The sequence below is a fragment of the Thauera sp. SWB20 genome (genome assembly GCF_000831325.1).
GTDB classification, from domain to species: Bacteria; Pseudomonadota; Gammaproteobacteria; order Burkholderiales; family Rhodocyclaceae; genus Thauera; species Thauera aminoaromatica.
Map to the genome: position 1 here is coordinate 856,203 of NZ_JTDM01000021.1, position 26,378 is coordinate 882,580.

The following is a 26,378-nucleotide window of genomic DNA, read 5'->3' on the forward strand; positions in this document are numbered from 1 at the left end:
GAAAAAATTATATCGCGCTGCGACATCGAAACCACGAAAAAACCCCGTCTTTCGACGGGGTTGCGTGATTTCGCGCATGACACGGCGCAACATCAGCACATGTGCAGGCCACCGTTGATGTTGATGGTCGCCCCGGTGATGTAGGCAGCCTTGTCGGAGGCGAGGTAGGCGCACAGGTCGCCGATCTCGTCCGGACGGCCGAGGCGCTTCATCGGCACGGTGTCGATGATGCCCTGGCGGATGTCTTCGCGGATCGCCATCACCATGTCGGTACCGATGTAGCCCGGGGCGATCGCGTTGACCGTCACACCCTTGGTCGCCAGCTCGGCGGCGAGCGCCTTGGTGAAGCCCAGCACGCCGGCCTTGGCGGTCGAGTAGTTGGTCTGGCCCGCCTGACCCTTGACGCCATTGACCGAAGAGATGTTGATGATGCGACCCCAGCCGCGCTCGGCCATCTTCGCGGAGACGTGGTGGGTGACGTTGAACAGGCTGTTCAGGTTGGTGTTGATCACCGCATCCCACTGGCCCTTCTCCATCTTGGGGAAGAACTTGTCGCGGGTAATGCCGGCGTTGTTCACCAGCACATCGATCGGACCGACGTCGGCTTCGATCTTGGCAACCATCGCCGCGCACGACTCGTAGTTCGACACGTCGCCTTCGGCGGCGGCGAAGTCGAAGCCGAGGTCGCGCTGAGCGGACAGCCAGGCGTCCTTTAGCTCGAAGTTCGGCAGGCAGTTGGCCACGACCTTGAAGCCGTCCTTGGCGAGCGACTGGCAGATCGCCGTGCCGAGACCACCCATGGCGCCGGTGACAAGAGCGATTTTCTTGGACATCTTGAAATCCTTCAGGAGCATTTGTAGAAACCGAGGCCGCCTGCGGGCCGGGATAGCCGGCTTGCGCTTCGGTCGCGGATGCGGCAGCGCATCAGCCACCTCACGCGCGGATTATAGCCCCTGTTTCACAACTCATGTTGCGATGCAATAGCCCCATTCCCGCGCCCCGCGAGCACAAAAAAAGCGCGCTCCACCGGAGCGCGCCACGTTGCGGAGCCGGAACCGGCCGCCGACGGGTCAGAACATGTGCTGGCCGCCGTTGATAGAGATGTTGGCACCGGTCACGAAGGCCGCCTCGTCGGAGGACAGGTAGGCCACCAGGCCGGCGATCTCTTCCGGCTTGCCCAGGCGAGACACCGGGATCTGCGGCAGGATCTTGGAGTCGAGGATCTCCTGCGGGATCGCCATAACCATCTTGGTGCCGATGTAGCCCGGCGAGATGGTGTTGACGGTGACGCCGTTACGCGCCACTTCCAGCGCCAGCGCCTTGGTGAAACCGTGCATGCCGGCCTTGGCCGCGGCGTAGTTGGTCTGGCCGAAGGCGCCCTTCTGGCCGTTGACCGAGGACACGTTGATCACGCGGCCCCACTTGCGCTCGACCATGCCGTCCATGACCTGCTTGGTCATGTTGAAGGCGGAGTCGAGGTTGGTGCTGATGACCGCATCCCAGTCGGCCTTGGTCATCTTCTTGAAGGTCATGTCGCGGGTGATGCCGGCGTTGTTGACCAGCACGTCGACCGGACCGACCTCCTTGACCACTTGCTCGACGCAGGCCTTGCACGAGTCGAAATCCGCCACGTCGCAGGGAACGGCCTTGAAGCCGTAGCCCATGTTGTTCATGGTCTGCAGCCACTCCTGGGCCTTGGTGTTGCCCGGGGAATGGGTCGTCACCACCTTGTAGCCGAGCGCGGCCAGCTTGATGCAGATCGCCTCGCCGAGACCGCCCATGCCGCCGGTTACCAGTGCAACTCTTGCCATCTTCTTCTCCTCTCCCTATGCGGGGTACTTTCGTAGTGCTGGACGGACCTTGAACACGACGGCAGCGACCGCCCGATCCGCTGCCGTCGAACACTGAAAACCTCCTCGTTCCGGGTCAGGAACGCTCCTTGACGTAGCGCCCCGGCGCCGGCTCGATCGGCTCGTACTTCGTGCTGCCCAGGCGCCCGCGCGCGGCCACCTCCTTGCCGCCATGGCCGCGCAGCCACTCGGCCCAGTGCAGCCACCAGCTGCCCTTGTGCTCGGCCGCGCTCTCGAACCATTCGTCGGGGTCGGCCGGGCGCACATCGGCGGTCCAGTAGCTGCGGCGGTTCTTCGAAGCCGGGTTGATCGCGCCGGCGATGTGGCCGCTTGCACCGAGCACGAAGGTGGTGTCGCCGCCCAGCACGTTGCGCGCCAGGTAGGCGCTCTTCCACGGCACGATGTGGTCCTCGCGCGCCGCCATCAGGTAGGCCGGCACGTCGACCTTGCCGAGGTCGACCTTGTGCCCGAGCATCCTGAGCTTGCCCGGCACGCGCAGGTTGTTCTCGAGGTACATGTTGCGCAGGTACCAGGTGAGGAAGGGTCCCGGCAGGTTGGTCGAATCGGAGTTCCAGTACAGCAGGTCGAAGGCGACCGGCTTGTTGCCCTTGAGGTAGTTGCCGACCACGTATTGCCACACCAGGTCGTTGGCGCGCAGGAAGGAAAACACGTTGGCGAGTTCCTGCCCCTTGAGCACCCCGCCCTTGCCGATCGCGGCCTCGCGCGCGGTGACGCTCGCCTCGTCGACCAGGCAGCCGAGCTCGCCGGCGTCGGAGAAATCCAGCAGCGTGGTCATCAAGGTGAGGCTCGCCACCGGCTCCTCGCCGCGCGCGCGCGCCACCGCGAGCGCCGAGGTGAGGATGGTGCCGCCGACACAGAAGCCGAGCACGTTGGGCTTCTTGACGCGGGTGATCGAGCGCACCACCTCGAGCGCCGCGAGCGGTCCCTTGTCGAGGTAGTCGTCCCAGGTGTAATGGCCGCCGGTGTCGGGACGGGGGTTCTTCCACGACACCAGGAAGACCGTGAAGCCCTGCTCGACGACGAAGCGCACGAGCGAGTTCTCGGGCTGCAGGTCCATGATGTAGAACTTGTTGATGCACGGCGGCACGATCAACAGCGGCGTCTGCGCGACCTTCTCGGTCAGCGGCGCGTACTGGATCAGCTGCATCAGCTCGTTCTCGTAGACCACCGAACCCGGGGTCAGCGCGAGGTTACGGCCGATCTCGAAGGCCGCGTCGTCGGTCATCGAGATGCGCCCCTTCTCGAGGTCGCCGAGCAGGTTCTGGATGCCGCGCGCGATGCTCTCGCCCTTGGTCTCGACCGCGGTCTTGATGAACTCGGGGTTGGTCGCCGCGAAGTTGCTCGGCGACAGCGCATCGATGTACTGGCGGGTGAGGAACTGCATGCGCGCCTTGGCGCGGCCGTCGGCGATCGGCATCGCATCCGCCATCTGGCGCAGGAAGCCGGCGTTGAGCAGGTAGGCTTGGCGCATGTAGTCGAACACCGGGCTCTCGGACCACTCCGGCGCCGCGAAGCGCTTGTCGCCCGGCTCGGGCTGCACCACCGCGGGGCCTGCCGCCCCCGGCGTGCGCGCAAGCATGGACGACCACAGTTCGGCGTGCTTCTCGGCGAAGACCTTCTGCAGCGAGGCCATCACCTCGGTCTCGGGCATCGGCAGCTTCTGCGCCGCCACCCCCGAGGAATCCTGCATCGCCACATGCTGGCGTGCGAGCGCATCGAAGAAACCCTGCGCCATCGCCTGTCCCGCGGCGAGGATCGCCTGCATTCCCGGCGGCACCTGCTTGCCCGTCGTATCCGACATCCCTTTCTCCTGAGGCCGCGTCCGCCCGCTCCGGGCCGGGGCCGCGGTTTCCTGCCCTGTCCGTGATCCTCCGGCGCCGGCTCGCGGCGCGCGCTAGAATCCACCCATGTATCTGATCCCGATCGCCTGGCTCTACGTCGTCGTCCTCGTCGCCGCGGCGGAGGATTCGATCGTTGCCGCCGTCCTGACCTTCGTGTTCTGGGGGCTCGCGCCCCTGGCCTTGTTTCTTTGGCTGTTCGGCACCCCGGCCCGCCGACGTCGCCGCCTGCAGCAGGAGCGAGAAGCACTCGAACGCAACGATAGAGCCGAAACTGACGCCGATCAATAGCCGCAATCCCTAAGACGGTCATGCGAGACGGATCGCGGCAACGCCGCGCTCACGCGATCGCGCCGGGCCGCCCCTCCTCCAGCCAGATCAGCGCGGCGAAACGCCCGGTCGTCCCATCACGCCGGTAAGAATAGAAATGCGCCGGATCGGCCACGGTGCACACGCTGCCGCCGTCGATCCGCCCCACGCCCGCAAGCGTGAGCCGTCGACGCGCGAGCGCGCAGAGATCGGCCAGCCATTTCCCGGGCACGCCACCCGCGACGAAGGCGGCGGTCGCGCCCGGGTCCGCGCCGACGAAGGCCGCGCGCACCTCGTCCCCGACCTCGAAGGCCGTCGGCCCGATCGCGGGCCCGAGCCACGCGCGCACACGCCCCGGCGTCACGCCCATGCGCTCCACGGTGCGCTCCAGCACCCCGGCGGCCAGGCCGCGCCAGCCCGCGTGGGCGGCGGCGACCACGGTGGCGTCGTCGTCGCAGAAAAGCACTGGCAGGCAGTCGGCGACCATGACCGCACACGCCCGCCCGCGCATGCGCGCCACGGCCGCATCGGCCTCGGGCACTCCGGCCGCGCGATCGGCGTCCGCCACCGCGCAGCCATGCACCTGCTCGAGCCACACCGGCTCGGCGCCGATCGCCGCACCCAGGCGTGCGCGGTTGGCCGCCACCGCGCGCGCATCATCGCCAACATGGCTGCCGAGGTTGAAGCTCGCCCATGGCGGCAAGCTTGCGCCGCCCTCGCGGGTGCTCACCACGGCCCGTACCCCGGGCGGCAGGCTCCACTGCGGGCACAGCAGGCCAGGGGCGAAAAAGCGGTAGCCGGGCGGCAGGCTCATCGCGGCGCTCCATGCAGCTCGTCCAGCAGCGCGGCGAAATCCGCCGCCAGCGGCACCTCCCAACGCATCGCCTCGCCGCTGCGCGGATGCGTGAGCCCCAGCCGGAAGGCATGCAGGGCCTGGCGCGGGAACGCATCGAGGCGCACATCGCCGCAGCGGCGCGCCCCATAAAGCGGATCGCCGACCAGCGCATGGCCGATGTGCGCCATGTGGACGCGGATCTGGTGGGTACGCCCGGTCTCCAGACGACATTCGACCAGGGTCGCACGCGGGAAACGCTCGGTGACGCGGTAATGCGTGACCGCCGGACGGCCGTTGCCGACGACTGCCATGCGCGTGCGCTGCGTAGGGTGACGCCCGATCGGCGCATCGACCGTGCCGCCGGCCGTCAGCGCGCCCTGCACCAGCGCGCGGTAGTGGCGCCCGACCGTGCGCGCCTGGAGCTGACGCACGAGCTCGGTCTGCGCGGCCAGCGTCTTCGCCACCACCATCAGCCCGCTGGTGTCCTTGTCGAGCCGGTGCACGATACCGGCCCGCGGCACCCCGGCGAGCGCGGGGTTGCGGTGCAGCAAGGCGTTGAGCAGGGTCCCGCTCCAGTTGCCGCTGCCGGGATGCACGACGAGGCCGACGGGCTTGTCGATCACCAGCAGGTCCTCGTCCTCGTAGACCACCGCGAGCGGGATGTCCTCGGGCAGCGCGGCGGTGACCTCGGGCGGCGGCGGCGCGTCGATCTCGACGCACTCCCCGCCGCACACCTTGCGGCGCGCATCGGGGCTCGCGCCATCGACGCGGATCCAGCCCTCCTTGAGCCAGCCCTGCAAGCGGCTGCGCGAGTGTTGGGGGAGAAGCCGTGCCAGGGCCTGATCGAGGCGCAGCCCACCCAGTTCGACGGGAATCGTCAGCGCCTCCCACGCATCGGCGTCGTCGGCGGGAAGATCGGCTGGGAGGGCGGCTGGGATATAATCGGCGTGTTCATTCACGCGAGTGTCTTCGATGGCCAGGTTCACCCCCGGAAGTTTAACGGCAAAAGCCGCGCTGATTGGCGCCTTGCTGCTCGGCGGCTGCGGCCTCCTGCCCGAGCAGGTCGACGAGACCGCCGGCTGGAACGCACAAAAGCTGTATTCCGAGGCCAAGGCCTCGATGAGCGAGGGCGGCTACGATCGCGCGGTGACGCTATTCGAGAAGCTCGAGGCACGCTATCCCTACGGCCGCTTCGCCCAGCAGGCCCAGCTTGAGGTGGCCTACGCGTACTACAAGCAGGGCGAGCAGGCGCTCGCGCTCGCCGCGGCCGACCGCTTCATCAAGCTCCATCCCAATCACCCGAACGTCGACTACGCCTACTACCTCAAGGGCCTGGTCAACTTCAACGAAGACCTCGGCCTGCTCGCCGGCCTGTCGCGCCAGGATCTCTCCGAGCGCGACCCCAAGGGCGCACGCGAGGCCTTCGACAGCTTCCGCGAACTGGTCGAGCGCTTCCCCGAGAGCCGCTACGCCGACGACTCGCGGGCGCGCATGCAGTACCTGATCAACTCGCTCGCCTCGCACGAGGTGCATGTCTCGCGCTACTACTACAACCGCGGCGCCTACGTCGCGGCGATCAACCGCGCGCAGACCGCGGTGAATAACTTCCCGCAGGCACCGGCGATCGAGGAGGCGCTGTTCCTGATGGTCATGAGCTACGACAAGCTCGGCATGGCGCAGCTGCGCGACGACGCCGACCGCGTCATGCGCAAGAACTTCCCCGACAGCGTGTATTTCCGCGGTGGCCCGGAAGACACGCGGCCGTGGTGGCAGCTGTGGTGAGGGTCTGATCCCCCGATCATGCAGATCGGGCGGAGCAAGATGTAAAAAGGTGCCCTGCGAGGCGCCTTTTTACATTTCCAGTGCCGTCGCCGCGATGCACGCGTGCAGCTCTCCATCGCCGGATCGCGAGTCGCGTCGCTCCTGCAGGAGCACAGGAGCGACGCGACTCGCGCCGAGCGTGGACGACGCTCAGGCGCCGACCTTGGCCTTGAACTGCTGGCGATAGCGGTGCAGCAGCGGCTCGGTGTAGCCGCTCGGCTGGGCGCAGCCCTCGAAGATCAGCGCGCGCGCGGCCTGGTAGGCCACCGAGTCGTCGAAGTTCGGCGCCATCGGGCGGTACAGCGGGTCGCCCGCGTTCTGGCCATCGACCACCGCGGCCATGCGCTCGAGCGTGGCCTCGACCTGCTCGGCGGGCACCACGCCATGGCGCAGCCAGTTGGCGATGTGCTGGCTGGAGATGCGCAGCGTGGCGCGGTCTTCCATCAGGCCGATGTCGTTGATGTCGGGCACCTTCGAGCAGCCCACGCCCTGCTCCACCCAGCGCACCACGTAGCCGAGGATGCCCTGGCAGTTGTTGTCGAGTTCCTGCTGGCGCTCGGTCTCGCTCCACTCGGCCTTGGCCACCACCGGGATGGTGAGCAGGTCGTCGAGCAGCGCCTCGGCTTCCTTGTCGAGGTCGAGCTTCTCGATGTCCTGCTGCACCGCGGCCACGCTGACCTGGTGGTAATGCAGCGCATGCAGGGTGGCGGCGGTCGGCGACGGCACCCAGGCGGTGTTGGCGCCCGCCTTGGGATGGCCGATCTTCTGCTCGAGCATCGCGGCCATCAGGTCGGGCATGGCCCACATGCCCTTGCCGATCTGGGCGCGGCCGCGCAGGCCGGCGGCCAGACCGATGAGCACGTTGCGGCGCTCGTAGGCGGCGATCCACTTGCTGTTCTTGATGTCGCCCTTGCGCATCATCGCGCCGGCCTCCATCGAGGTGTGCATCTCGTCGCCGGTGCGATCGAGGAAGCCGGTATTGATGAAGGCCACGCGCGCCGGCGCGGCGGCGATGCAGGCACGCAGGTTGACGCTGGTGCGGCGCTCCTCGTCCATGATGCCGAGCTTGACGGTGTTGGCCGGCAGCCCGAGCAGCTGCTCGACGCGGGTGAACAGCTCGTCGGCGAAGCCGATCTCCGCCGGGCCGTGCATCTTGGGCTTGACGATGTAGATGCTGCCCTTGCGCGAGTTGCCACGGCGCTCGAGGTCGCGCTTGGCGATCAGCGTGGTGACCACCGCATCCATGATGCCTTCGGGGATTTCCTTGCCCTCGCCCCAAAGGATGGCCGGGTTGGTCATCAGGTGGCCGACGTTGCGCACGAAGAGCAGCGCGCGACCGTGCAGCTTTACCGGCTTGCCGTCGGCACCGGTGTACTCGCGGTCGGCGTTCAGACGCCGCGTCATCGGCTTGCCGCCCTTGTCGAAGGTGTCTTCCAGCGTACCGTCCATCAAGCCGAGCCAGTTGCGGTACACCACGACCTTGTCGTCGGCATCCACCGCGGCGACCGAGTCCTCGCAGTCCATGATGGTCGACAGCGCGGCTTCCATCAGCAGGTCGTTCACGCCCGCGGCATCGGACTTGCCGATGGCGCCGCTGCGGTCGATCTGGATCTCGATGTGCAAGCCGTTGTTCTTCAGCAGCACGGCGCGCGGCGCGGCGGCCTCGCCCTGGAAGCCGACGAACTTCTCGGCCTGCTGCAGGCCGGTGCTGGCACCGCTCTGCAGCTTCACCACCAGGCGGCCGGCCTCGACCGCGTAGCCCGCGGCGTCGGCATGCGAGGCACCGGCGAGCGGCGCGGCCTGGTCGAGCACCTGGCGGCCGAAGGCGATGACCTTCGCGCCGCGCACCGGGTTGTAGCCCTTGGTGAGCTCGGCGCCGTCCTTCTGCGGGATGGCGTCGGTACCGTAGAGCGCGTCGTAGAGCGAGCCCCAGCGCGCGTTGGCGGCGTTGAGCGCGTAGCGCGCGTTCATCACCGGCACCACGAGCTGCGGGCCGGCCTGCACGGCGAGCTCGTCATCGACGTTGGTGGTGGTGGCCTTGGCACCGGCGGGCACCGGCAGCAGGTAGCCGATCGAGGACAGGAAGGCCTTGTACGCGGCCATGTCGGCGATCGGCCCCGGGTGGGCGCGATGCCAGGCGTCGATCTCGGCCTGGATGCGATCGCGTTCGGCGAGCAGAGCGGCGTTCTTCGGTGCGAGATCGTGTACCAGCGCATCGAACCCGGACCAGAAGGCGGCAGCGTCGACACCGCTGCCCGGCAGGGCTTCTTCTTCAATGAAACGCTTCAGGTTCGCTGCGACCTGCAGACGCTGGACACTCACTCGTTCGGTCATCTTTCGCACTCACTGGCTCGGTTGTTGAGGAACACGCCCGCATGAAGGGGCGCATAACCTTTGAAGAATGCTTTCGATCGCGGCGTGGGTCAAGGGTGCGAAGCAAAAGTCCTCTATAAGACTTGCGCTATGGCTCGGCACGCCGCCAAAGCGGACACCATCGCATCGTCAGCCGCCCAAGTTCTGCATTTTATTGCAGAATACGTCCGCGAACTGCACTATTTGACATGCTGCCCGGTCGCGCATCAAGCGCGTACGCGCAGCGCCAGAAACGCACTCGAGGAGACAGACATGCAGATTCTTCAACCCGCGGGCTGGAAACGGCCGAAGGGCTACGCCAATGGAGTGGCCGCGAGCGGACGGATGCTGTTCGTCGCCGGCCAGGTGGGCTGGGACGCGGACGAGGTCTTCCGCAGCGAGGACCTCGTCGAGCAGATCCGCCAGGCGCTGCGCAACGTGCTCGCCATCCTGGACGCCGGCGGCGCGCGTTCGACCGACATCGTGCGCATGACCTGGTTCCTGGGCAGCGCCGCCGAGTACAACGCCCGCCTCGAGGAGATCGGCACGGTCTATCGCGACCTGATCGGCCACCACTACCCGGCGATGAGCGCCGTGCAGGTGGCTGGCTTCGTCGAGGCCGGCGCGAAGGTGGAGATCGAGGTCACGGCGGTGCTGCCGGACGATTGAGGAGGACGGACCGGGACGGGCGCAGCGCCGCCGCGGGCGGCGCACAACGCGCGGACGGGGCCTGCCGGGCCGCGCCCGCGTATCGAAGCATCACACCCCGAGGTGCTTGCGGATCAAGGCCGGGTCCTGGCGCACCTGTTCGCTCGGACCGTCGAACACCACCTCGCCCTTGACCAGGATCACCGAGCGGTTGGTCAGCGCAGTCACCGCCGAGTGGTTCTTGTCCACCACCACCGTGGCGATGCCGGTGTCGCGGATGGTGCGGATGACCTTCCAGATCTCCTTGACCATCAGCGGCGCGAGGCCCTCGGTGGCCTCGTCGAGGATCAGCAGGTCGGGGTTGGTCATCAGCGCGCGTCCGATCGTGAGCATCTGCTGCTCGCCGCCCGAGAGCTGGCCGCCGCCGTTGTCGATACGCTCGCCCAGGCGCGGGAAGGTCTCCATGACGCGCTCGAAGGTCCATTCGCGCCGCCCGTCCACGCCCGCGCGCGCCGCCATGACGAGATTCTCGCGCACGCTCAGGTTGGGAAAGATGCCGCGCCCCTCGGGTACGTAGGCCACCCCGGCGAGCGCGATGCGGTGCGGTTTGGCGCGCGTCATGTCGTCGCCGTTCACGCGCACCGTGCCGTGGCGCGGCCGCACCAGGCCGAGCATGCTGCGGATCAGCGTGGTCTTGCCCATGCCGTTGCGCCCCATCAGGCCGAGCGCCTCACCCTTGCGGATCGAGAAGCTCACCCCGTGCAGGATGTGGCTCGAGCCGTAGTAGGTGTGGAGGTCGCGCGCTTCGAGCAGCATCTCAGCCATGTTCATCCTCCCCGAGATAGGCCGCCTGGACGTCCTCGCTGTTACGGATCTGCTCGGGCGGTCCGGATTCGAGCACCGAGCCCTCGACCATCACGGTGATCGTGTCGGCCACCGCGAACACCGCATCCATGTCGTGCTCCACGAGCAGGATCGCGCGGTTCTGCTTGAGTTTGCGCAACAGCTCGACCATCTGCGCCGACTCCTCCGAGCCCATGCCGGCGAGCGGCTCGTCGAGCAGCAGCACGCGCGCGTCGGTGGCCAGCACCATCGCGATCTCGAGCTGGCGTTGCTCGCCGTGCGAGAGCAGGCCGGCCTTGCGCAGCTCGCGCCCGCCCAGGCCCGCCTCGACGATCGCCGCCTGCGCGCGCTCGACGGTGTCGCGCGTCTTCATCGCGTCGGTGAAGATCCGCCACGGCCGCGGCCTGCGCGACTGCGCGGCGAGCCGGCAGTTCTCCAGCACGGTGAATTGCGGAAAGATGTTGGTGCGCTGGTAGCTGCGGCCGATGCCGCGGTGCGAGCGTGCCGCCGAATCCAGCCCGGTCACGTCCTGCCCTTCGAGCAGGATGCGCCCCGCGGAAGGCGGCAGGTCGCCCGAGAGCATGTTGATGCAGGTCGACTTGCCCGCACCGTTGGGGCCGAGCAGCGCATGCAGCTTGCCGCGCTCGAGCGTGATGCACACCTCGAGGTTGGCGGTCAGCCCGCCGAAATGGCGTGTCAGGCGGTCCGCCACCAGCATCGCCTCACTCATCGTCTTCTCCCCAATTGACCGTGCGGAAGATGCGTCGCGGCAGTCCGGCCAGTCCGCTCGGCATGAACAGCACCGCGGCGACGATCACCAGGCCCATCAGCAGTTGCCAGTGCTTGGTCCAGTCCGAGAACATCTCCTGCAGGCCGATGAAGGCGAACGCGCCCGCGACCGCCCCCGCCAGGCTGCCGAGGCCGCCGAGGATGACCATCAGCAACACGTTGCCCGACTGATGCCACGACAGGTAATCGGGGGTCACGAAGCCGAACAGCACCGCGTACAGGAAGCCCGCCACCCCGGCCAGCGCACCGGCCAGGGTGAAGGCTGCAAGCTTGTAGCGCTGCGTGGCGTAGCCGAGCGACTTCATGCGGTGCTCGTTGCTGTGGATGCCGGCGAGCACGCGACCGAAGGGCGAGCGCAGCACGAAGGCCAGCAGCACGAACACCGCGACCATCGCGGCGAGGATGAAGTAGTACAGGTGCAGCGGCTCGTCGAGGTTGAACGGCATCCAGCCGAAGAGGCTGGCATCCGGCTTGACGTTGAGATAGATGCCGTCCGAGCTGCGCCCGAGTGCGGTGTCGTGGAAGATGTAGTAGGCCATCTGCGCGAAGGCCAGCGTCACCATGATGAAATAGATGCCCTTGGTGCGCAGCACGAACAGCCCGATGAAGAACGCCGCGGCGCCCGCCGCCAGCACCGAGGCCGCGAGCACGAACCACAGGTTGGCCGCCTCGTATTCGGGCGCGATCAGCGCGACCGTGTAGGCGGCGATGCCGAAATATGCGGCATGGCCGAGGCTCACCAGGCCGGTGAAGCCGACCAGCAGCGCCAGGCTCATCGCGAAGATCGACATCACGAGGATTTTCGCCACCAACTCGACATAGAAGCTGGATCCGATCGCCGGAAACAGCACCAGCCCTGCCAGCACGGCGAGCTTGAAAGACAGCACGACTCGCGGGTTCATCGCCTCACCCCTTCCTGAAGATGCCTTCGGGGCGCCACAGCAGCACGACCGCCATCAGCAGATAGACCGCCAGTCCGGCGAGCTCGGGGAGCAGGATCGTGCCGAACGTGTCCGCGAACCCCACCAGCAGCGCAGCCACCAGCGCGCCCCACACCGAGCCGATGCCGCCGATCACCACGACCACGAAGGAGATGATCAGCACATTGCCGCCCATGCCCGGGTACACCGAGGAGATCGGCGCCGCGAGCATGCCGGCCAGCGCGGCCAGCGCCACGCCGAGCGCGAACACGGTGCGGTAAAGCAGGTCGATGTTCACCCCGAGCGACTGCACCATCTCGCGGTTGAACGAGCCGGCGCGGATCATCATCCCCAGTCGGGTGCGCTGCATCAGCCACCACAAGCCGACAGCGAGCGCGATGCACACCACCGAGATCACCAGCCGGTACACCGGATAGGAGAGGTTGTCGGAGAGCGCGATCGAAGCCGAGAACAGGTCGGGGATGGCCACGCCGTGGACGTCGTCGCCGACCGTGAGGCTGCGCAGCTCCTCGAAGATCAGGATGAGCCCGTAGGTCAGCAGCACCTGCTGCAGGTGGTCACGCTTGTACAGATGCACGAAGAGCAGCTTCTCGAGCAGCGCGCCGAAGCCGAAGGCGAGCGGGATGCCGAGCACGATCGCGAGCATCAGGTTGCCGGTCAGGCTGGTGAGCGCGAAGGCCAGGTAGGCGCCGATCATGTAGAAGCTGCCATGCGCCAGGTTGATGATGCCCATGATGCCGAACACCAGGGTCAGCCCGCTCGCCACCAGGAAAAGCAGCAGGCCGTACTGGAGCGCGTTCAGGATCTGGATCAGGAACGAGGTGAAATCCATGATTGAACCCTTCCCTCCCAGACATGCGGAACACGCCGGGATGCGATGGACAGACGGGTGGAAGCGGGCTGCGACGCGGAGGCGGAGGGCCCGCCACCGCCTCCGCGACGGAATCAGTTCATGAGCTTGCAGCCGCGCGCCGGGTCGGCGAGCTTGGGTGCGGCGACGCCGATCACCTTGTTCTGCCCGCCCTCGACCTTGCGCAGGTAGATGTCCTGCACCGGGTTGTTGGCCTTGGACAGGGTGAAGCTACCGCGCGGACTGTCGATGGTGGCGGCGCTCATCGCCTTCATGACCGCCTCCTTGTCGAAGGCTCCGGCCGGCGCGCCCGAGAGCCCCGCGGCGAGCAGCTGCGCGCTGTCGTAGCCCTGCACCGCGAAGACGTCGGGTTGCGCCTTGTAGGCCGCGACATACCCGCTGCGGAAGGACTTCTCCCTGGCGTTGTCGAGGCCGTCGGCGTAGTGCAGCGTGGTCAGCACGCCCTCGCCGGCGCCGCCCATGGCCTCCAGCGTGCCGTCGGTGAGGAAGCCCGGGGCGTAGAGCGGGAGGCCCGCCTTCAGGCCTGCCGCCTCGTAGTCCTTGACGAACTTCGCCGCCCCGGCGCCGGAGAAGAATACGAACACCGCATCCGGCCTGAGGTTGGCGATCTCGGTCAGGAAGGGCTGGAACTCCACGTTCGGGAAGGGCAGGTAGAGCTCCTTGACCACCTTGCCGCCGGCCTGCTCGAAGGACTCCTTGAAGCCGGCGACCGACTGTTCGCCGAAGGAGTACTTCCAGGCCAGGGTGACCACGTTCTTGTGGCCGCGTTCGGCGACCACCTTGCCCATCGCATTCGCCGGCTGCCAGGCCGAGAACGAGGTGCGGAACACATTCGGCGCGCACAGCGGACCGGTAAGCTCGTCCGCGCCCGCGTTCGGGATGATCATCAGGGTCTTGGAGTCACGCGCGACCTTGGCCATCGCCAGCGCCACGCCCGAATGCACGGTGCCGACCAGCACGTCGACGTTGTCGCGTTTGACCAGCTTGTTGGCGTTCTCGGTCGCCTTGGCCGGATCGGACTCGTCATCGACGACGAAATACTCGACCTCGCGACCGCCGAGCTTGCCGCCCTGCTCCGCCACGTACTGCTTGAAGCCGTTGGTGATCGCGTTGCCCAGCGAGGCGTAGGTGCCCGTGTAGGGCAGCATCAGCCCCACCTTGACCTTGTCCGCCGCCTCCGCCGCGCCCTGCGCCAGCAACATGCCCAGGCCGAGCCCGAGCGCGCTCACTGCGAGGCGCAGCTTCCTGTCCTTTCCGACCATGTCCGTCTCCTCTCTTTTGATGGTGTGAACACGGGCGGCGCCCCCGAGCGCCGCCAAAGCACTAGATGCCGCGCAGCTTGAAACGCTGGATCTTGCCGGTGGCGGTCTTGGGCAGATCCTCGACGAATTCGATCCAGCGCGGATACTTGTAGGGCGCGAGCATGCCCTTGACGTGCGCCTGCAGCTCCTGCCGCATCGCCTCGCCGGGTCCGTAGCCGGGCTTGAGCACGACGAAAGCCTTGGGCTTGATCAGGCGTTCCTCGTCCTCGATGCCGACCACCGCCGCCTCGAGCACCGCCTCGTGGGCGATCAGCGCCGACTCGACCTCGATCGGCGACACGTAGATGCCGCTCACCTTGAGCATGTCGTCGCTGCGCCCGGAGTAGACGTAGTAGCCGTCGCGGTTGCGGTAATACTTGTCGCCGCTGCGCGTCCAGCCCTCGAGGAAGGTGGCACGGCTCTTCTCCGGCTGGTTCCAGTACTGCACCGCCGAGCTCGGCCCGGAGATCTGCAGTTCGCCCGGCTCCTCGGCCGCGGTGATCTCGTCGCCGCCCTCGTCGATCAGGCGCACGCGGTAGCCCGGCACCGGCGTGCCGCTGGTGCCGTACTGCACGTCGCCGGCGCGGTTGGACAGGAAGATGTGCAGCATCTCGGTGGAGCCGATGCCGTCGAGGATGTCGACCCCGATGCGCTCCTTCCAGCGCCGCCCCACGCCCTCGGGCAGCGCCTCGCCCGCAGAGGTGCAGGCGCGCAGCCGCTTCATCTCGCCCGCGGTCGGGCAGCCGGTGTGCGCGAGCATGCCGGCGTAGAGCGTGGGCACGCCGTAGAAGATGTCGGGCTGGTGCTCGCGCAGGCGCTTGAACACCGCATCCGGCGTGGGCCGCTCGGCCATCAGGATGGCGGTGGCGCCCACCGAAAGCGGAAAGGTGAGGCCGTTGCCGAGGCCGTAGGCGAAGAAGAGCTTCGCGGCCGAGAACACCACGTCCTGTTCGCGGATGCCCAGGACCTCCTGTCCGTACAGCTCGGCGGTATGGATGAGGTTGGAGTGAATGTGCACCGTGCCCTTCGGCGCACCGGTGGAACCGGAGGAGTAGAGCCAGAAACAGGGGTCGGTCGCACGCGTCGGCGCGGCATCGAGCTGCTCGGACTGCGCGGCGAGCAGCGCCTCGAGACCGTCGTCGTCGTCACCACCGGCGACGACCAGGCGCTCGAGCGTCGGCACGCGCCCGGGCAGCGCGGCGAAATTGGCCAACAGCGCCTGCGATACCACCGCCACACGCGCACCGCTGTCGGAGAGCATGTACTCGTAGTCGCGTTCGGTGAGCAGCGTATTGACTGCGATCGGCACCACCCCGGCCTTGATCGCGCCGAGGAACATCGCGGGGAAATCGATGCAGTCGAGCACGCACATCAGGACGCGGTCGCCGCGTGCCAGCCCGAGGGTGCCGAGCAACGCATTGCCACAGCGGCTGGCACGCGCCGCGAGCTGGTCGTAGGTGTAGCTGCCGGCATCGTCGATGTAGGCGACCTTGCTGCCGCGCCCGGCGACGAGGTTGCGCCCGAGCAGGTCGTCGGCGGCGTTGTAGGGATCCGGAATCACGATCCGGGGCGGCGTGCAGCCGTGATCTGCGGTGCTGAGGGTGTGCATCGTCCTGTCTCCATCCTGATCCCGGACCGTACCGACCGGCATGCACACGGAACGGTACGACGCGAGAGAACCTTGGCACGATCGCCGAGCGGACTGGCTGGGGTACCGCACAAGCCATCCAAAAAAGTGCACTAAAGTGCATCTTTCGGCGAGACATGCAAAAGAATACCCCCAATCCGGATGCTGTCAACCCTGCATCGCACCAAAAACAAGGAAATTCAATTATTTAGATAAAGTCTAAGGTGCAATATACTGCACTTGCCGCTATGCTTGAATGCACTCCCCGCACACCGGCCGGGAGCCTCCGATGTCACGCCGTTGACAGCGCATCGCCAGCGGCACCATAAACACGAATCTCCGACCTCCGCTCCGTAATGAGCGACCAGAATCCGACCCTCGCAGCCTCCGACGCGCCTGTATCGGTCGCGCACCCGGCGGTGCGACCCGATCCGCGCAGCGACGGGGAGTTCCTGCTCGCGCTCGGCCGGCGCGTGCGCGAGACGCGCGACCGGCGTGGCCTGACTCGCAAGCAGCTGGCTCGCGACGCGGGGGTGTCGGAGCGGCATCTCGCCCATCTTGAGGCCGGCGAGGGCAACGTCTCGATCGTGCTGCTACGCCATATCGCCAGCGCATTGGGGCTGTCGCTGCCGGAGATGTTGAACCTGGGCGCCGAGGAGTCGGTCGAGCAGCGCCTGGTGCGGCGCATCCTCGAACAACTGCCGCGCCACCGGCTGGAGGACGTGGTCTTCCGGTTGATGCGCGACTACGGCCAGGAAGAGGCCGCGCGGCGCAACCGGATCGCCCTCATCGGCCTGCGCGGCGCCGGCAAGACCACACTGGGCCGCAGGCTGGCGGCCGAACTCGGCTTCCGTTTCGTCGAGCTCGATGCCGAGATCGAACGCGAGACCGGCATGCCCATGGGCGAGATCTTCGCCCTCTACGGCCAGTCGGGATATCGCCGCATCGAACAGCGTTGCCTGCGGCGCGCACTCGACAGCGGTGAACGCACGGTGCTCGCCACGGGCGGCGGAATCGTCTCGCAGACCGAGACCTACGACCTGCTGCTGTCGCGCTGTCTGACGATCTGGCTCCGCACCTCGCCCGAGGAGCACATGCAGCGCGTCAGCGCGCAGGGCGACCTGCGTCCGATGGCCGGTAGCGCGGAAGCGATGGAAGACCTGCGCCGCATCCTCGCCGCGCGTGAACCGCAGTACCTGCGCGCCGACCATGTGGTCGATACCTCGGGCCAGGGCGAGGACGAGAGCTTCCGCGCGCTGCGCGCCGCCGTGGAGGACCGCGGCCGCTGAGCGAAGGCGTCGCGCGTGATCGGCTTGATCGGCAAGACGTCAAGCCCGCCGGTCGCAAGCCTGTCGAGGGCATCCGCACCACCCGCACTCTCCTCGGACTCTCAACCCCGGCGCGCCAGCCACGCGATCGGCAACGAGTGCCGATCCGCACGCCGTGCCCAGGCCTCGCCCGTCGCCGCCAGCTGCCTGCGAACCGACCTGCTCGATCGGAGAACTGGGGAGTGAAAAGCTCCACGCGGGCAACACCCTGACTTGACAGGAAAACATGGCGGCACGTGACACAAAGAGCCATGAATGTCGGCGCTCAGGACGCTAAGACCCGATCGGCGTGGGCACGACACTCCAGACGCAAAAAAGCCAATCACCGCTAAGTGATTGGCTTTAATGACTTTTTTGGTTGCGGGGGCAGGATTTGAACCTGCGACCTTCGGGTTATGAGCCCGACGAGCTGCCAGACTGCTCCACCCCGCGTCGGAGAAACAGAACTATAAACGGTGAACTACGAGAAGGCAAGAACTTTTTGCGCCGCACAAGCACCGGAGGAATTCTGGTGCCGGCAATAGGAATCGAACCCACGACCTTCTGATTACAAATCAGCTGCTCTACCAACTGAGCTATGCCGGCAAGGCGGTGCGGATTATAGCGCAAGACGCCACTCAGCCATCGCGTCGGAGGAAACGCACGGGCAGCCCCTGCATGCACGCGAACTTGCACGGACAACTGTTTATATATACAGTTTTCGCACAGTCGAAAAGCTCAGGAGACCACCATGCAAACCATCACTTCCAGGGTGCTGCTCGCACTCGGCCTGCTCGCCGGCCTGATGATCGGAACCGGCCATCCTGGCGGGGCGCTCGTGGTGGCGGTCGCGGCCGGGGCAGGGATCTGGATGGCGCGGGCCGACTCGGTACGGCGCGATCTGCGCCGAGCGTAGGCCCGCCCGGGTTCAGCGGCCGAACTTGCTCACCAGTTGCTGGAGCTTCTCGGTGCGGCGGCGTTCGGCCTCCTCGGCCTCGCGCTTCTCGCGCTGCTGCTTGGCCACCGCGGCGAAGCGTTCCTTCAGCGTGGTGGCCGCGTGCTGGCGTTGCTCTTCGGTAACCTCTCCGGAGGCGTTGCCGTCGAGGTCGAAGCGCTCGCCGCCACGCTCGACCGCCTTGAGGTACTTGGTCGAGGCGGTGTACATGCGCAGGGCGATGCGCAGGTTCTTGCGGTCGAAATCGGGAAAGCGGGCCAGGATGCTCGTGTCGATCTTCAGCGCCAACGGCTTGCTGTCGCGAAATGCCGGCGATTCGGCCTGCAGGCGTTTGAGGATGGCACGCGGTTCGATGCGCGGCTGCTTGGCCTGGTCCTGCGCGTTGGTGCTGAGGGGCGCGGGGGCGGCGGTTTCGGCTTGCTGAAGGGTCATTTCGGGGAGAACTCTGGTACGCGGATCGGTGTCTGAACAGCAGTCCGGAAACCTCGCGTCCGGAGCGGTGCCGCGAACTGTGCGAGTCGAGTGCTGTTCCGGCATTCTACCCCCGGTCCGCCGGGCTTCTGCCGGACGTGGTGATTTTTGCCACGGATCGCATCGGTCTGGCACCCAGGCATCGGATCGAACGGAACCGGCTTGCTGCCGCACCACACACCTCGGGGAAACATCATGGAAAAGCGCTGGCGCCGCCTGCCCGGCTCGCGCACCGAACCGGCAGGATTCGAACGCAAGGTGCTGGCGCGCCTGCCCATGGTCGCGCTCGTCGGCACCGCGGCCTGCGTGGCCGTGTCTCTGCTCGCCCGGCTGCACTGGTGGGGCGACGAGAGCATCGAGGCGGTGCGCGCGCTGCAGATGGTCGACATCTGGGTGCTGGCGGCAGTGATCCTGCATTGGACGGTGGTGTTCACCGTTGCGATCGGTGCCTTCATCGTGTTCGTGATGAAGGGCCCGGCCTACATCGCCGACCGCTACGAACTCCCGGACGAAGACGCCCCGCGCTGAATCCGCCGCGAGGCGTCTGCGTCCCTTGGTGGTGCCGCGATACGGCGCAAGCACTCAAGCCGCGCCGGGTGTGCGCCCGCCTTGCTCGGCCGCGGCGGGCGGGTGGTCGTCATCGACCTCTTCCCAGCCGGTGATCATCGCCTTGATGTGCGCGAAGATCGTGTGCCCCGTGGTCGTCAGATACACGTGGATGAAGAAGAACGCGGTGATCATGAACGCACCTGCGGTATGCACGAGCGCCACGCCCTCGAGCGAGAACATCTCGTCGATGCCGAGCTGCGCCCAGTTGCCATAGAACAGGTAAAGCAGGCCCGAGCCCCAGATCAGCGGCGAGATGAACGCAAGCAGCGCGAGATAGGCCAGGCGCTGCAGCGGGTTGTGCTTCTGCACCGTCGTCTTGCGGAAGGGATGCGGCATCTCCTTGAAGATCCCCACCGTGTAGTAGAGGACCATCGCCGACACGTTCTTCATCGACGGGACGTACTGCCGCCACTCGCCCGTGGTGAATTGCCAGAAGATCGTGAAGGCCCAGATCACCAGCAGCGTCCATGCCGCGATCGTGTGCGCATCCACGGCCTTCCTGAAGCCCAAAAGAGTATAGCTGCCGTGGATCTCGAAGCCGGTGATCATCATGACGATGATCAGCAGCGCCTGCGACCAGTGCCAGAAGCGTTCATAGCGCTTGTAGATGTAGATGCGGTTCGCGCTCATTTTCAGTGCCCCTTGCGACGGGTGAGGATGCGGGCGATGCCGTGGATCGAGCCGGCGCCGATCGCGCCGATGATCGCCAGCCCACCGAGGAGATCGACCCAGCCGTTGCGGTCGCGACCGGGCAGGTAGAGGTCGGTGATCCCGGCGAGGCGGCCGTCTTCCGAGCGGGTGTGGCAGTCCCTGCACTTGAGCGCGTCTTCCTTGGGCGCCACCATGTGGGTGATGAACCAGTTCATGCGCGTCTCGATGAAGCCGAACTGGCCGCTGTAGGGCAGGCCGGCGTAGTCCATGCCGGCCTTGATCGACTTGGCGTAGTCGAAGTTTCCCCAGAACGCGGTGTCGTCCTGGCCGTATACGTGGTTCACCACCAGAGTCTTGTTCACCGGGTCGTAGGGCTGCTTGCCGACCATCACCTTGAAGGGCCAGATGCGCGCGTTCGGGTCGCTCGCCGAGCCTTCGACGCGGTTCAGCTCGAGGATCTTGCTGTCGTCGATCTTGTCGGTGAGCGCGATCTGATGGACCACGCCGTTGTACCACTTGTAGGTCGGGCGCACGTTCTCGCCGTACTTGAAGTCGCCCTTTTCCGCCGAGTAGATCAGGTGGCCGTGGTCGTCCTGGATGAACAGCGGCTTGCCGTCCGGACCGCGCTTGCCGCCGGTCGACCAGTCCCACAGCACCTTGGTGGCGATGCCGCCGCGCGCGAACTCGGGGATGTGGCAAGTCTGGCAAGCCACTCGCCTGGCGTGGTTGTCGAGGCGCTCGTTCTTGTGCGGGCGAAGGTCGTGGCAGGACTCGCAGGTCGCGCGCTTGTGGTCCTCATGCTTCATGTCCAGGCCCTTGGTGTCCTTGGCGGTAGCCGCGTAGCGGCTGCCGGAGGGCTGGTGGGCGTTGAAGGTGTGGCAGTCCGCACAGCTCATGTTCTCGCCATCGGGCGACATGTGCACATCGACGTGTTTCGGCGGCTTGACCAGCGAGGAGTCGAGGTCGCCATGCTTGACCGCGTCGCCGCCACCGCCGTTGAAGTGGCACGCGCCGCAGTTGTGCCGCCCCGGCTTGCCCACCGCCTGCGCGATCCTGGCCAGGTCGGGCGGCTGCACGATCCTGCCGCTGCCCTTGGGCAGCTCGCGCGGCGCGTAGAGCGGATGGCCGGCATCGGTGGCGATCTTCTTGTAGGTCGTCGTCGTGTCGTGGCAGGCCAGGCAATCCACGTTGTTCTGGTTGGTGAAATCGTAGTTCTTGTCCGTCCACCCGTAGCCGGCGTGGCAGCTCGTGCAGCGCGGCTCGTTGGAAAGGATGGAGCCGCAGAAGTTGTTGGCCGCGTGCTGTTTGCCCAGCTTCTTGCCGGTGGTCGGGCTGATCGCCTCCCAGGTCCAGTGCACGCTCTTCATCACCTGGTGCCCGGCCTCGTTGTGACAGGCGAGACAGGCCTTGGTGACCTCCGGCCCGCTCTCGAACGGGCCCTGCAGTTCCTTGAACCTGCTGTGGTCCGCCGTGCTCGCCGCCTTGCCGCCGGCCGCAGCCACCGGAAGATCCCCCCCTGCGGGCGTGCTTGCCGCACCCGCCATGATGCTCGTCGCGAGGATCAAGGCCCCGCCGATCCAGCGCCGCCAGTCGAATGTCCGCCTGCCCATTTTCCGTTCCTCCGCCGAGACGACCTGCTTTTCCAGTCTAGGCCAGCCAGAAATATAAGCATTTGATTAATATCTACGGATCGGCAGATCACCGGGGCTCGACTCCCTCCGTGCCCGCCCTCGGAACTTCCTCACCGAAAGCACGGGAAGTCCTGTCAGAATGCCGGAAACATGCGCCAGACCCAGGAATTTCCACCGCTCAACATGTCCACGCCCAGCAATCCCTCCGAGATCGCCCGCGAAACCCTGCGCCAGCTCGCGCTGCGCCGGATTGCCCCCACGCCGGACAACTACCGCAAGCTCTATCACGAGATCGCCGGCACCCGGCCCGACGACGACGCCCTGCCCGAAGCCTTCGTGCGCAAACTCGCCCGCCGCCTGCCGCGCGACAGCGCCGAGCGCCAGCGCCACGGCCACCAGCTCGACCAAGCGCTCGCCGACGGTCGCGACAAGGCCGCCGAGGCCGCACTCGAGCGCTACCTCGACAGCCTCAAGCTGGGCGAACCGCAGGCCTGGAACGAGCTCATCGGCAACCTGCTGCGCCAGTGGGAGGCGCGTCAGACCGGCTGGACCCCGGCGCGCAAGCGCGAGGCCCTCGACCGCGTGCTGGGCGCAGCCGACCCGGCGGCGCTGTACACCCGCCTGCAGGGCCTGCTCAAGAGCTGGACGCAGGCCATGACCGATGCCGATGCGCTCGCCGTCGAGGTGCCCGACGCGGCAGACGAACCCGACGCCAGCGCTTCGCCCCGTGCCGACGCAAGCACCGCAAGGCCCGCCACGCCCGCGCGCACCGCCGCTGCCGCGCCCCCCCCTGCCTCCACTCCAGGCGTCGACTCCGCCACCATCGACGCCCTGCGCGAGCTCGTCACCATCAGCCTGGGCGAGGCCCTGCCGCCGCTGCTGGAGGAACAACCGCCGCTGCGCGAGACCGCCGCCACGCTCTGCGCCGAAGCTGCCAGTCGCAGCGAGGCCGCTGGCTTGCGCGAGGTCGGCACGCGCCTGCGCGCCTTCGCACACGAGCTCGAGCTGGCCGCCGCCGACGAGGCCGAAATCCGCGCCGGCATGCTCGAGCTGCTGCGCATGCTGCTTCGCAACATCGACGAACTGGTGCTCGACGATCGCTGGCTCGCCGGCCAGATCGAGATGCTGCGCGAGATCGTCGACAGCCGTCCCGACCCGCGCAAGATCGACGACGCCGGCCGCCGCCTCAAGGAACTCATCCACAAGCAGGGCCAGCTCAAGCACACCCTGGCCCAGTCCCAGCGCCACCTACGCGACATGCTCGCCGGCTTCGTCGACCAGCTCGCGCGCTTCTCCGAATCGACCGGCGCCTACCACGACCGCATCGGCCAGTGCGCCCAGCGTATCGCCCAGGCCAACGACATCACCGAGATCGGCCCCCTGCTCGACGAGGTCATGACCGAGACTCGCAGCATCCAGGACGAGGCACGCCGCTCGCGCGACGAGCTCATCGTCGCCCGCGGCGAGGCCACGGCGGCGCAGGAGCGCGTCGTCACGCTGCAGAACGAGCTCGAGGAAGCCAGCCGCCTGATGCGCCACGACCAGCTCACCGGCGCGCTCAACCGCCGTGGCCTCGACGAGATGTTCCAGACCGAATCCGCGCGCGCCCAGCGTCGCGGCACGCGGCTCGCCGTCGCGCTGCTCGACATCGACCACTTCAAGAAGCTCAACGACAGCCTCGGCCACAAAGGTGGCGACGACGCCCTGGTACACCTCGCCAAGGTCGTGCGCCAGCACCTGCGCCCCCAGGACGTGCTCGCCCGCTATGGTGGCGAGGAGTTCGTCATCCTGCTGCCCGAGACCGGCGACACCGACGCCCAACAGGCGCTCGTGCGCCTGCAGCGCGAGCTCACCCGCGAATTCTTCATGGCCGAAATGCAGAAGATCGTGATCACCTTCAGCGCCGGCGTCACCCGCCTGGCCGAGGGCGAAAGCCTGGAGAGCGCGCTGAAGCGCGCCGACGGCGCGATGTATCAAGCCAAGCAGGCCGGCCGCAACCGCGTGATGGTCGCGCCGCTACACGACTGAAAGCGCTCCGGAGCACACGAAACCCGCCGGCTTCGCCAAGGGCGCCGAGCCCGTGGCGAAGCCGGCGCGGCGGCGTGCTCAGCCCGGCACCTTGCTCCCTTGAGGAGTGCGCAGGCGCGCGGCGGCAAGGCCGACGAGGCCCAGCCCGAGGAGCGCGAGCACGCCCGGCTCCGGCACGGTGGGCACCTCGTTGACGCCGATGCGGACGCGGTAGGCGCCATCGTTGTCGTCGTAGGCACCGGGCACGCCATCGAAGCCGAAGCCGTCCGGGATCCCCAGGAACAGCCTCGTGGCGCCGCTCGGCGCGATGAACTCCTGGAAAATCGAGGACGTGGTCACGCCGTTGCCGATATAGAAGATCTGCCCGAGCCCGGGGCTCAGTGTCGTGAAGTTGCGGCCCAGGCCGGTCGTGCTGAAGTCGAGGCGCGCGGGTGCGCCAGCGCTGGGGATGCTGTTGTCCAGGAAGACGCCGACGAGTGCCCCCTCGGGACCGAAGTAGCCACTGATGCCGCCGAAGGACGAGAGATCGCTGCAGCTCGACCCCGCGCAATCGGCGTTGTTGCCCTCGGGGCCATAGAACGGCGCACCGACCCCGTTGAAGTAGCTGATGCCGCCGATCGAGGGATCCGCGAGGCGGATGACGTCGCCCGCAGCCACGCCGAGGTATGGCGGGAAGGTCTCCTGGATCTCCTCGGGCGTCGCCCCCCCGTGGCGTTGCATGCCGGTGGGAGAGCTCCAAGGCGCAGACGCCAGCGGAATCGTGATGTCCGTTCTCCCCGCCAGGAAGATCGCGTCGCTGCCGCGAACCGTGACATCGAGCACGGCCGCCTCTGCCGTGCCGGAACCGAGCGCCGTGACCAGCGCCGCAGTTGCAAGGATCGATGCGCAAGCCTGCCTCATGATTCGCTCCTCCCCGGTATCCAACACTCCCCGAAAAGACTCAAGCAAGAACCGAACCAAACCGTAAGCCGCTGATTTATCGACGACTTCCGTCGACACCCGTCTCCGAGTGTAAAAAAGACCGACAGCGCCACACCCCGCCCCGACGAGCCGCGCAGGCAAGCCTGTTCCTAGGACGCGGCTTCCGCATGTTGGCACGCGGACACCGCCAGCGGCTGCGCCAGCACGACCCCGCGCGCACGCAGCGCCGCATCGACGAGCCCGAGCACCTCGTCGCGGCAGACCGGCTCGCGGTCGTGCTGCGGCACCCAGTACTTCACCCGATAGGTGATGCCCCCAGGGCCATAGGACACCAGCTGCACCTCGGGCGGCTTGTCCTCGGCGATGCTCGCCGCATGCGTCAGCGCCGCGCGCATCAGCTCCCGCGCCTCGGCCACCGGCAGCGCGACCGGCAGGGTGAGCTCGGCATGGTCGCGATATTCCTTCTTCGGCGCGCTGAAATTGGTGATCCGCTGCCGCGAGATCTGGCTGTTGGGCAGGATCACGTAGGTGCTGTCCCCGGTCACCAGCCGCGTCGTGCGCCAGCCGATCTCCTGCACCCGCCCCTGGGCCAGGTTTTCGATGCGCACCCAGTCGCCGATGCGGAACGGCGCCTCGATCCCGAGCGCGATCCCCGACAGCGTGTCGGCCACCACGTTGCGGATCGCGAAGCCCAGCACCGCCAGCACCAGGCCCGAGCCGGTCAGGATCCCCGACAGGTCCTGGCGGAACAGCAGCGACAGCCCGCCCAGCGCCGCCAGCGCGAACAGGAACACCCGCAGCAGGTCCAGCAGCACCTTGGGCACCGGCTTGCGCCCCTTGCGCCGCTGCGACAGCCGCGCCGACGCGAGCGCGTGCAGCAGATGCGCGCCGGTGAACAGGGCGAGCGCGAGCGCCGCATTGCGCACCGGATCGAGCCAGGCCTGCACGGCATGATCGGCCGGCAGCAACCCGAACGCCCGCTCGGCATACAGGAAGAACAACACCAGGAGGAGGAGACCGACGCCGGCATGCGAGCCGGCGCGGGAGTACAGCGCGCGAACCATGGCAGGACCTTCGAGACGAGAGGAAAAGACACTCCACCGACCCCGGCCTGCCGATCCGCGCCGGCAAGGCGCTATCGAGGCCGGGGCCAGGCATGTGCCTGGTCGATGCACAAGGCGAATCTCGCGCGGCCGCAGCAGCCCATCACATGGTCTCCGGAAGTTCCTGGGGGTGGGTGGCCAGGATGGCCAATCGTTTCTATATGGGGATCGATTCCGCGTTTTCAAACGCAGGGCCCCGCCTGCCTCACCCCTGCGCTTGCGACTTGTTCTGTCGCTCCTCACGCGCAGCTTTCTCTCGGGCGGCCTCGCGCTCCTCGTCCAGCTTCTTCTTGCCGTAAGCGATCGCCATCTTCATGGCCACGACCATCACCCCACCGATCAGCACGATATACAGCAACGAAGCTCGATTGCCGGGGTCCGCCTCCGTCACTGCCGTCTTCGCGCCTTCCTTCTTCTCCTGCTGCTGCGCGGGCGCCTGCACGCTCGCCATCCCCCCTTCCTGTCCGGCGCCCGCGGCCATGGCCGTGCCACTCGAAAGGAGGACACAGAAACCGATCGACACTGCCATGATCCAATTCATGGAAATCCTCATTCGTCGATCTCGTCACGCGCTGTCCACTTTTCCAGCGAGCGGCGCCTCGACACATCGATCTGTCGAGCCTCTGGTCATTGTACTGAAGAACCCCGCCGGGACT

Annotated in this window: 25 protein-coding genes and 2 tRNA genes; 7 read left to right on the top strand and 20 right to left on the bottom strand. The window is 67.2% G+C overall.

Annotated features, from left to right (window positions below; all coding sequences use genetic code 11):
• Positions 1 to 92: 92 nt before the first annotated feature.
• From PO78_RS21260 to PO78_RS21270, 3 genes are all read right to left on the bottom strand, one after another.
• The gene (locus tag PO78_RS21260) at positions 93 to 833 is read right to left on the bottom strand and encodes a beta-ketoacyl-ACP reductase (RefSeq protein ID WP_004266003.1); all 741 of its coding nucleotides are present in this window, start codon (positions 831 to 833) and stop codon (positions 93 to 95) included.
• Between the two features lie 237 nt (positions 834 to 1,070).
• Positions 1,071 to 1,811, bottom strand: coding sequence for an acetoacetyl-CoA reductase (phbB, locus tag PO78_RS21265; protein WP_004266007.1), 741 nt, complete (start codon positions 1,809 to 1,811; stop codon positions 1,071 to 1,073).
• 115 nt (positions 1,812 to 1,926) lie between these two features.
• Entirely contained in the window at positions 1,927 to 3,672 is a 1,746-nt protein-coding gene (locus PO78_RS21270; protein ID WP_004266009.1) for a PHA/PHB synthase family protein, read from the bottom strand.
• Positions 3,673 to 3,778: 106 nt separating this feature from the next.
• Between PO78_RS21270 and PO78_RS21275 the strand changes: the two genes are divergently transcribed.
• Positions 3,779 to 4,000, top strand: a complete 222-nt coding sequence (locus PO78_RS21275; protein WP_004266012.1) for a hypothetical protein — start codon at positions 3,779 to 3,781, stop codon at positions 3,998 to 4,000.
• Positions 4,001 to 4,049: 49 nt separating this feature from the next.
• On the opposite strand, the gene pgeF is transcribed toward PO78_RS21275, so the two are convergent.
• Both pgeF and rluD read right to left on the bottom strand, forming a co-directional pair.
• Positions 4,050 to 4,832: a peptidoglycan editing factor PgeF gene (gene pgeF, locus PO78_RS21280; protein ID WP_043746718.1), complete on the bottom strand. Its 783-nt coding sequence runs from the start codon at positions 4,830 to 4,832 to the stop codon at positions 4,050 to 4,052.
• Positions 4,829 to 5,812: a 23S rRNA pseudouridine(1911/1915/1917) synthase RluD gene (gene rluD, locus PO78_RS21285; RefSeq protein ID WP_012585820.1), complete on the bottom strand. Its 984-nt coding sequence runs from the start codon at positions 5,810 to 5,812 to the stop codon at positions 4,829 to 4,831. Before rluD ends, pgeF begins: the two co-directional genes overlap by 4 nt.
• A gap of 13 nt (positions 5,813 to 5,825) precedes the next feature.
• Here rluD and PO78_RS21290 point away from each other — a divergent pair, with 13 nt between their 5' ends.
• Positions 5,826 to 6,635 (top strand): outer membrane protein assembly factor BamD, encoded by an 810-nt coding sequence (locus PO78_RS21290; protein WP_012585821.1) that lies wholly within the window; start codon positions 5,826 to 5,828, stop codon positions 6,633 to 6,635.
• A 189-nt stretch (positions 6,636 to 6,824) separates the two neighbouring features.
• On the opposite strand, the gene PO78_RS21295 is transcribed toward PO78_RS21290, so the two are convergent.
• The gene (locus PO78_RS21295) at positions 6,825 to 9,008 is read right to left on the bottom strand and encodes a malate synthase G (RefSeq protein ID WP_004266022.1); all 2,184 of its coding nucleotides are present in this window, start codon (positions 9,006 to 9,008) and stop codon (positions 6,825 to 6,827) included.
• A 291-nt stretch (positions 9,009 to 9,299) separates the two neighbouring features.
• Between PO78_RS21295 and PO78_RS21300 the strand changes: the two genes are divergently transcribed.
• Positions 9,300 to 9,695 (top strand): RidA family protein, encoded by a 396-nt coding sequence (locus tag PO78_RS21300; protein WP_012585822.1) that lies wholly within the window; start codon positions 9,300 to 9,302, stop codon positions 9,693 to 9,695.
• 90 nt (positions 9,696 to 9,785) lie between these two features.
• On the opposite strand, the gene PO78_RS21305 is transcribed toward PO78_RS21300, so the two are convergent.
• The 6 genes from PO78_RS21305 to PO78_RS21330 form a co-directional block, all read right to left on the bottom strand.
• On the bottom strand, positions 9,786 to 10,499 hold the full coding sequence (locus PO78_RS21305) for an ABC transporter ATP-binding protein (RefSeq protein WP_043746721.1): 714 nt from the start codon (positions 10,497 to 10,499) through the stop codon (positions 9,786 to 9,788).
• Positions 10,492 to 11,247: an ABC transporter ATP-binding protein gene (locus PO78_RS21310; RefSeq protein ID WP_012585823.1), complete on the bottom strand. Its 756-nt coding sequence runs from the start codon at positions 11,245 to 11,247 to the stop codon at positions 10,492 to 10,494. The genes PO78_RS21305 and PO78_RS21310 overlap by 8 nt, the downstream gene beginning before the upstream one ends.
• The gene (locus tag PO78_RS21315; RefSeq protein ID WP_004266032.1) at positions 11,240 to 12,208 is read right to left on the bottom strand and encodes a branched-chain amino acid ABC transporter permease; all 969 of its coding nucleotides are present in this window, start codon (positions 12,206 to 12,208) and stop codon (positions 11,240 to 11,242) included. Before PO78_RS21315 ends, PO78_RS21310 begins: the two co-directional genes overlap by 8 nt.
• Positions 12,209 to 12,212: 4 nt before the next feature.
• A complete protein-coding gene (locus tag PO78_RS21320) occupies positions 12,213 to 13,079 on the bottom strand; it encodes a branched-chain amino acid ABC transporter permease (RefSeq protein WP_004266034.1) in 867 nt (288 codons plus the stop codon).
• Positions 13,080 to 13,192: 113 nt separating this feature from the next.
• Complete coding sequence (locus PO78_RS21325; RefSeq protein WP_004266037.1) at positions 13,193 to 14,380, bottom strand: ABC transporter substrate-binding protein; 1,188 nt, start codon at positions 14,378 to 14,380, stop codon at positions 13,193 to 13,195.
• Positions 14,381 to 14,441: 61 nt separating this feature from the next.
• Positions 14,442 to 16,028 (bottom strand): benzoate-CoA ligase family protein, encoded by a 1,587-nt coding sequence (locus tag PO78_RS21330; RefSeq protein ID WP_004266041.1) that lies wholly within the window; start codon positions 16,026 to 16,028, stop codon positions 14,442 to 14,444.
• A 374-nt stretch (positions 16,029 to 16,402) separates the two neighbouring features.
• On the opposite strand from PO78_RS21330, the gene PO78_RS21335 reads away from it, so the two are divergent.
• Positions 16,403 to 17,335 carry a helix-turn-helix transcriptional regulator gene (locus PO78_RS21335; RefSeq protein WP_043746726.1) on the top strand — a complete coding sequence of 311 codons (933 nt, stop codon included), beginning with the start codon at positions 16,403 to 16,405 and terminating at the stop codon, positions 17,333 to 17,335.
• A gap of 394 nt (positions 17,336 to 17,729) precedes the next feature.
• Here the strand turns inward: PO78_RS21335 and PO78_RS21340 are convergent.
• Together PO78_RS21340 and PO78_RS21345 are read right to left on the bottom strand one after the other, a co-directional pair.
• Positions 17,730 to 17,806 (bottom strand) — tRNA-Met (locus PO78_RS21340).
• Between the two features lie 77 nt (positions 17,807 to 17,883).
• Positions 17,884 to 17,959, bottom strand: a tRNA-Thr gene (locus tag PO78_RS21345).
• A 145-nt stretch (positions 17,960 to 18,104) separates the two neighbouring features.
• On the opposite strand from PO78_RS21345, the gene PO78_RS23280 reads away from it, so the two are divergent.
• Positions 18,105 to 18,269 (top strand): hypothetical protein, encoded by a 165-nt coding sequence (locus PO78_RS23280; RefSeq protein WP_004298146.1) that lies wholly within the window; start codon positions 18,105 to 18,107, stop codon positions 18,267 to 18,269.
• A 12-nt stretch (positions 18,270 to 18,281) separates the two neighbouring features.
• Here the strand turns inward: PO78_RS23280 and PO78_RS21350 are convergent, their stop codons facing one another.
• Positions 18,282 to 18,740: a ProQ/FINO family protein gene (locus tag PO78_RS21350; protein ID WP_004298148.1), complete on the bottom strand. Its 459-nt coding sequence runs from the start codon at positions 18,738 to 18,740 to the stop codon at positions 18,282 to 18,284.
• A 234-nt stretch (positions 18,741 to 18,974) separates the two neighbouring features.
• Here PO78_RS21350 and PO78_RS21355 point away from each other — a divergent pair, with 234 nt between their 5' ends.
• A complete protein-coding gene (locus PO78_RS21355) occupies positions 18,975 to 19,307 on the top strand; it encodes a hypothetical protein (protein WP_043746731.1) in 333 nt (110 codons plus the stop codon).
• Positions 19,308 to 19,361: 54 nt separating this feature from the next.
• On the opposite strand, the gene PO78_RS21360 is transcribed toward PO78_RS21355, so the two are convergent.
• Together PO78_RS21360 and PO78_RS21365 are read right to left on the bottom strand one after the other, a co-directional pair.
• On the bottom strand, positions 19,362 to 20,018 hold the full coding sequence (locus PO78_RS21360) for a cytochrome b/b6 domain-containing protein (RefSeq protein ID WP_004298151.1): 657 nt from the start codon (positions 20,016 to 20,018) through the stop codon (positions 19,362 to 19,364).
• Positions 20,019 to 20,020: 2 nt separating this feature from the next.
• Positions 20,021 to 21,649, bottom strand: coding sequence for a tetrathionate reductase family octaheme c-type cytochrome (locus PO78_RS21365; protein ID WP_082047934.1), 1,629 nt, complete (start codon positions 21,647 to 21,649; stop codon positions 20,021 to 20,023).
• 171 nt (positions 21,650 to 21,820) lie between these two features.
• Here PO78_RS21365 and PO78_RS21370 point away from each other — a divergent pair, with 171 nt between their 5' ends.
• The gene (locus PO78_RS21370) at positions 21,821 to 23,698 is read left to right on the top strand and encodes a GGDEF domain-containing protein (protein WP_004298155.1); all 1,878 of its coding nucleotides are present in this window, start codon (positions 21,821 to 21,823) and stop codon (positions 23,696 to 23,698) included.
• Between the two features lie 78 nt (positions 23,699 to 23,776).
• Here PO78_RS21370 and PO78_RS21375 read toward each other — a convergent pair whose 3' ends face one another.
• The 3 genes from PO78_RS21375 to PO78_RS21385 form a co-directional block, all read right to left on the bottom strand.
• Positions 23,777 to 24,697, bottom strand: a complete 921-nt coding sequence (locus PO78_RS21375) for a PEP-CTERM sorting domain-containing protein (RefSeq protein WP_231570781.1) — start codon at positions 24,695 to 24,697, stop codon at positions 23,777 to 23,779.
• A gap of 71 nt (positions 24,698 to 24,768) precedes the next feature.
• A complete protein-coding gene (locus PO78_RS21380; RefSeq protein WP_004298158.1) occupies positions 24,769 to 25,683 on the bottom strand; it encodes a mechanosensitive ion channel family protein in 915 nt (304 codons plus the stop codon).
• 244 nt (positions 25,684 to 25,927) lie between these two features.
• Positions 25,928 to 26,263 carry a hypothetical protein gene (locus PO78_RS21385; protein ID WP_040828243.1) on the bottom strand — a complete coding sequence of 112 codons (336 nt, stop codon included), beginning with the start codon at positions 26,261 to 26,263 and terminating at the stop codon, positions 25,928 to 25,930.
• Positions 26,264 to 26,378 lie beyond the last annotated feature (115 nt).

Bases quoted from the DNA above. Each gene is read 5' to 3' on its own strand.
- PO78_RS21305 (WP_043746721.1), bottom strand. From the start codon at position 10,499: ATGGCTGAGATGCTGCTCGAAGCGCGCGACCTCCACACCTACTACGGC.
- phbB (WP_004266007.1), bottom strand. From the start codon at position 1,811: ATGGCAAGAGTTGCACTGGTAACCGGCGGCATGGGCGGTCTCGGCGAG.
- PO78_RS21295 (WP_004266022.1), bottom strand. From the start codon at position 9,008: ATGACCGAACGAGTGAGTGTCCAGCGTCTGCAGGTCGCAGCGAACCTG.
- PO78_RS21300 (WP_012585822.1), top strand. From the start codon at position 9,300: ATGCAGATTCTTCAACCCGCGGGCTGGAAACGGCCGAAGGGCTACGCC.
- PO78_RS21335 (WP_043746726.1), top strand. From the start codon at position 16,403: ATGAGCGACCAGAATCCGACCCTCGCAGCCTCCGACGCGCCTGTATCG.
- PO78_RS21365 (WP_082047934.1), bottom strand. From the start codon at position 21,649: ATGGGCAGGCGGACATTCGACTGGCGGCGCTGGATCGGCGGGGCCTTG.
- PO78_RS21350 (WP_004298148.1), bottom strand. From the start codon at position 18,740: ATGACCCTTCAGCAAGCCGAAACCGCCGCCCCCGCGCCCCTCAGCACC.
- PO78_RS21355 (WP_043746731.1), top strand. From the start codon at position 18,975: ATGGAAAAGCGCTGGCGCCGCCTGCCCGGCTCGCGCACCGAACCGGCA.
- PO78_RS21360 (WP_004298151.1), bottom strand. From the start codon at position 20,018: ATGAGCGCGAACCGCATCTACATCTACAAGCGCTATGAACGCTTCTGG.
- PO78_RS21325 (WP_004266037.1), bottom strand. From the start codon at position 14,380: ATGGTCGGAAAGGACAGGAAGCTGCGCCTCGCAGTGAGCGCGCTCGGG.
- PO78_RS21275 (WP_004266012.1), top strand. From the start codon at position 3,779: ATGTATCTGATCCCGATCGCCTGGCTCTACGTCGTCGTCCTCGTCGCC.
- PO78_RS21290 (WP_012585821.1), top strand. From the start codon at position 5,826: ATGGCCAGGTTCACCCCCGGAAGTTTAACGGCAAAAGCCGCGCTGATT.
- PO78_RS21385 (WP_040828243.1), bottom strand. From the start codon at position 26,263: ATGAATTGGATCATGGCAGTGTCGATCGGTTTCTGTGTCCTCCTTTCG.
- PO78_RS21315 (WP_004266032.1), bottom strand. From the start codon at position 12,208: ATGAACCCGCGAGTCGTGCTGTCTTTCAAGCTCGCCGTGCTGGCAGGG.
- pgeF (WP_043746718.1), bottom strand. From the start codon at position 4,832: ATGAGCCTGCCGCCCGGCTACCGCTTTTTCGCCCCTGGCCTGCTGTGC.
- PO78_RS21380 (WP_004298158.1), bottom strand. From the start codon at position 25,683: ATGGTTCGCGCGCTGTACTCCCGCGCCGGCTCGCATGCCGGCGTCGGT.
- PO78_RS21320 (WP_004266034.1), bottom strand. From the start codon at position 13,079: ATGGATTTCACCTCGTTCCTGATCCAGATCCTGAACGCGCTCCAGTAC.
- PO78_RS21270 (WP_004266009.1), bottom strand. From the start codon at position 3,672: ATGTCGGATACGACGGGCAAGCAGGTGCCGCCGGGAATGCAGGCGATC.
- PO78_RS21310 (WP_012585823.1), bottom strand. From the start codon at position 11,247: ATGAGTGAGGCGATGCTGGTGGCGGACCGCCTGACACGCCATTTCGGC.
- PO78_RS21330 (WP_004266041.1), bottom strand. From the start codon at position 16,028: ATGCACACCCTCAGCACCGCAGATCACGGCTGCACGCCGCCCCGGATC.
- PO78_RS21260 (WP_004266003.1), bottom strand. From the start codon at position 833: ATGTCCAAGAAAATCGCTCTTGTCACCGGCGCCATGGGTGGTCTCGGC.
- PO78_RS21370 (WP_004298155.1), top strand. From the start codon at position 21,821: ATGCGCCAGACCCAGGAATTTCCACCGCTCAACATGTCCACGCCCAGC.
- PO78_RS23280 (WP_004298146.1), top strand. From the start codon at position 18,105: ATGCAAACCATCACTTCCAGGGTGCTGCTCGCACTCGGCCTGCTCGCC.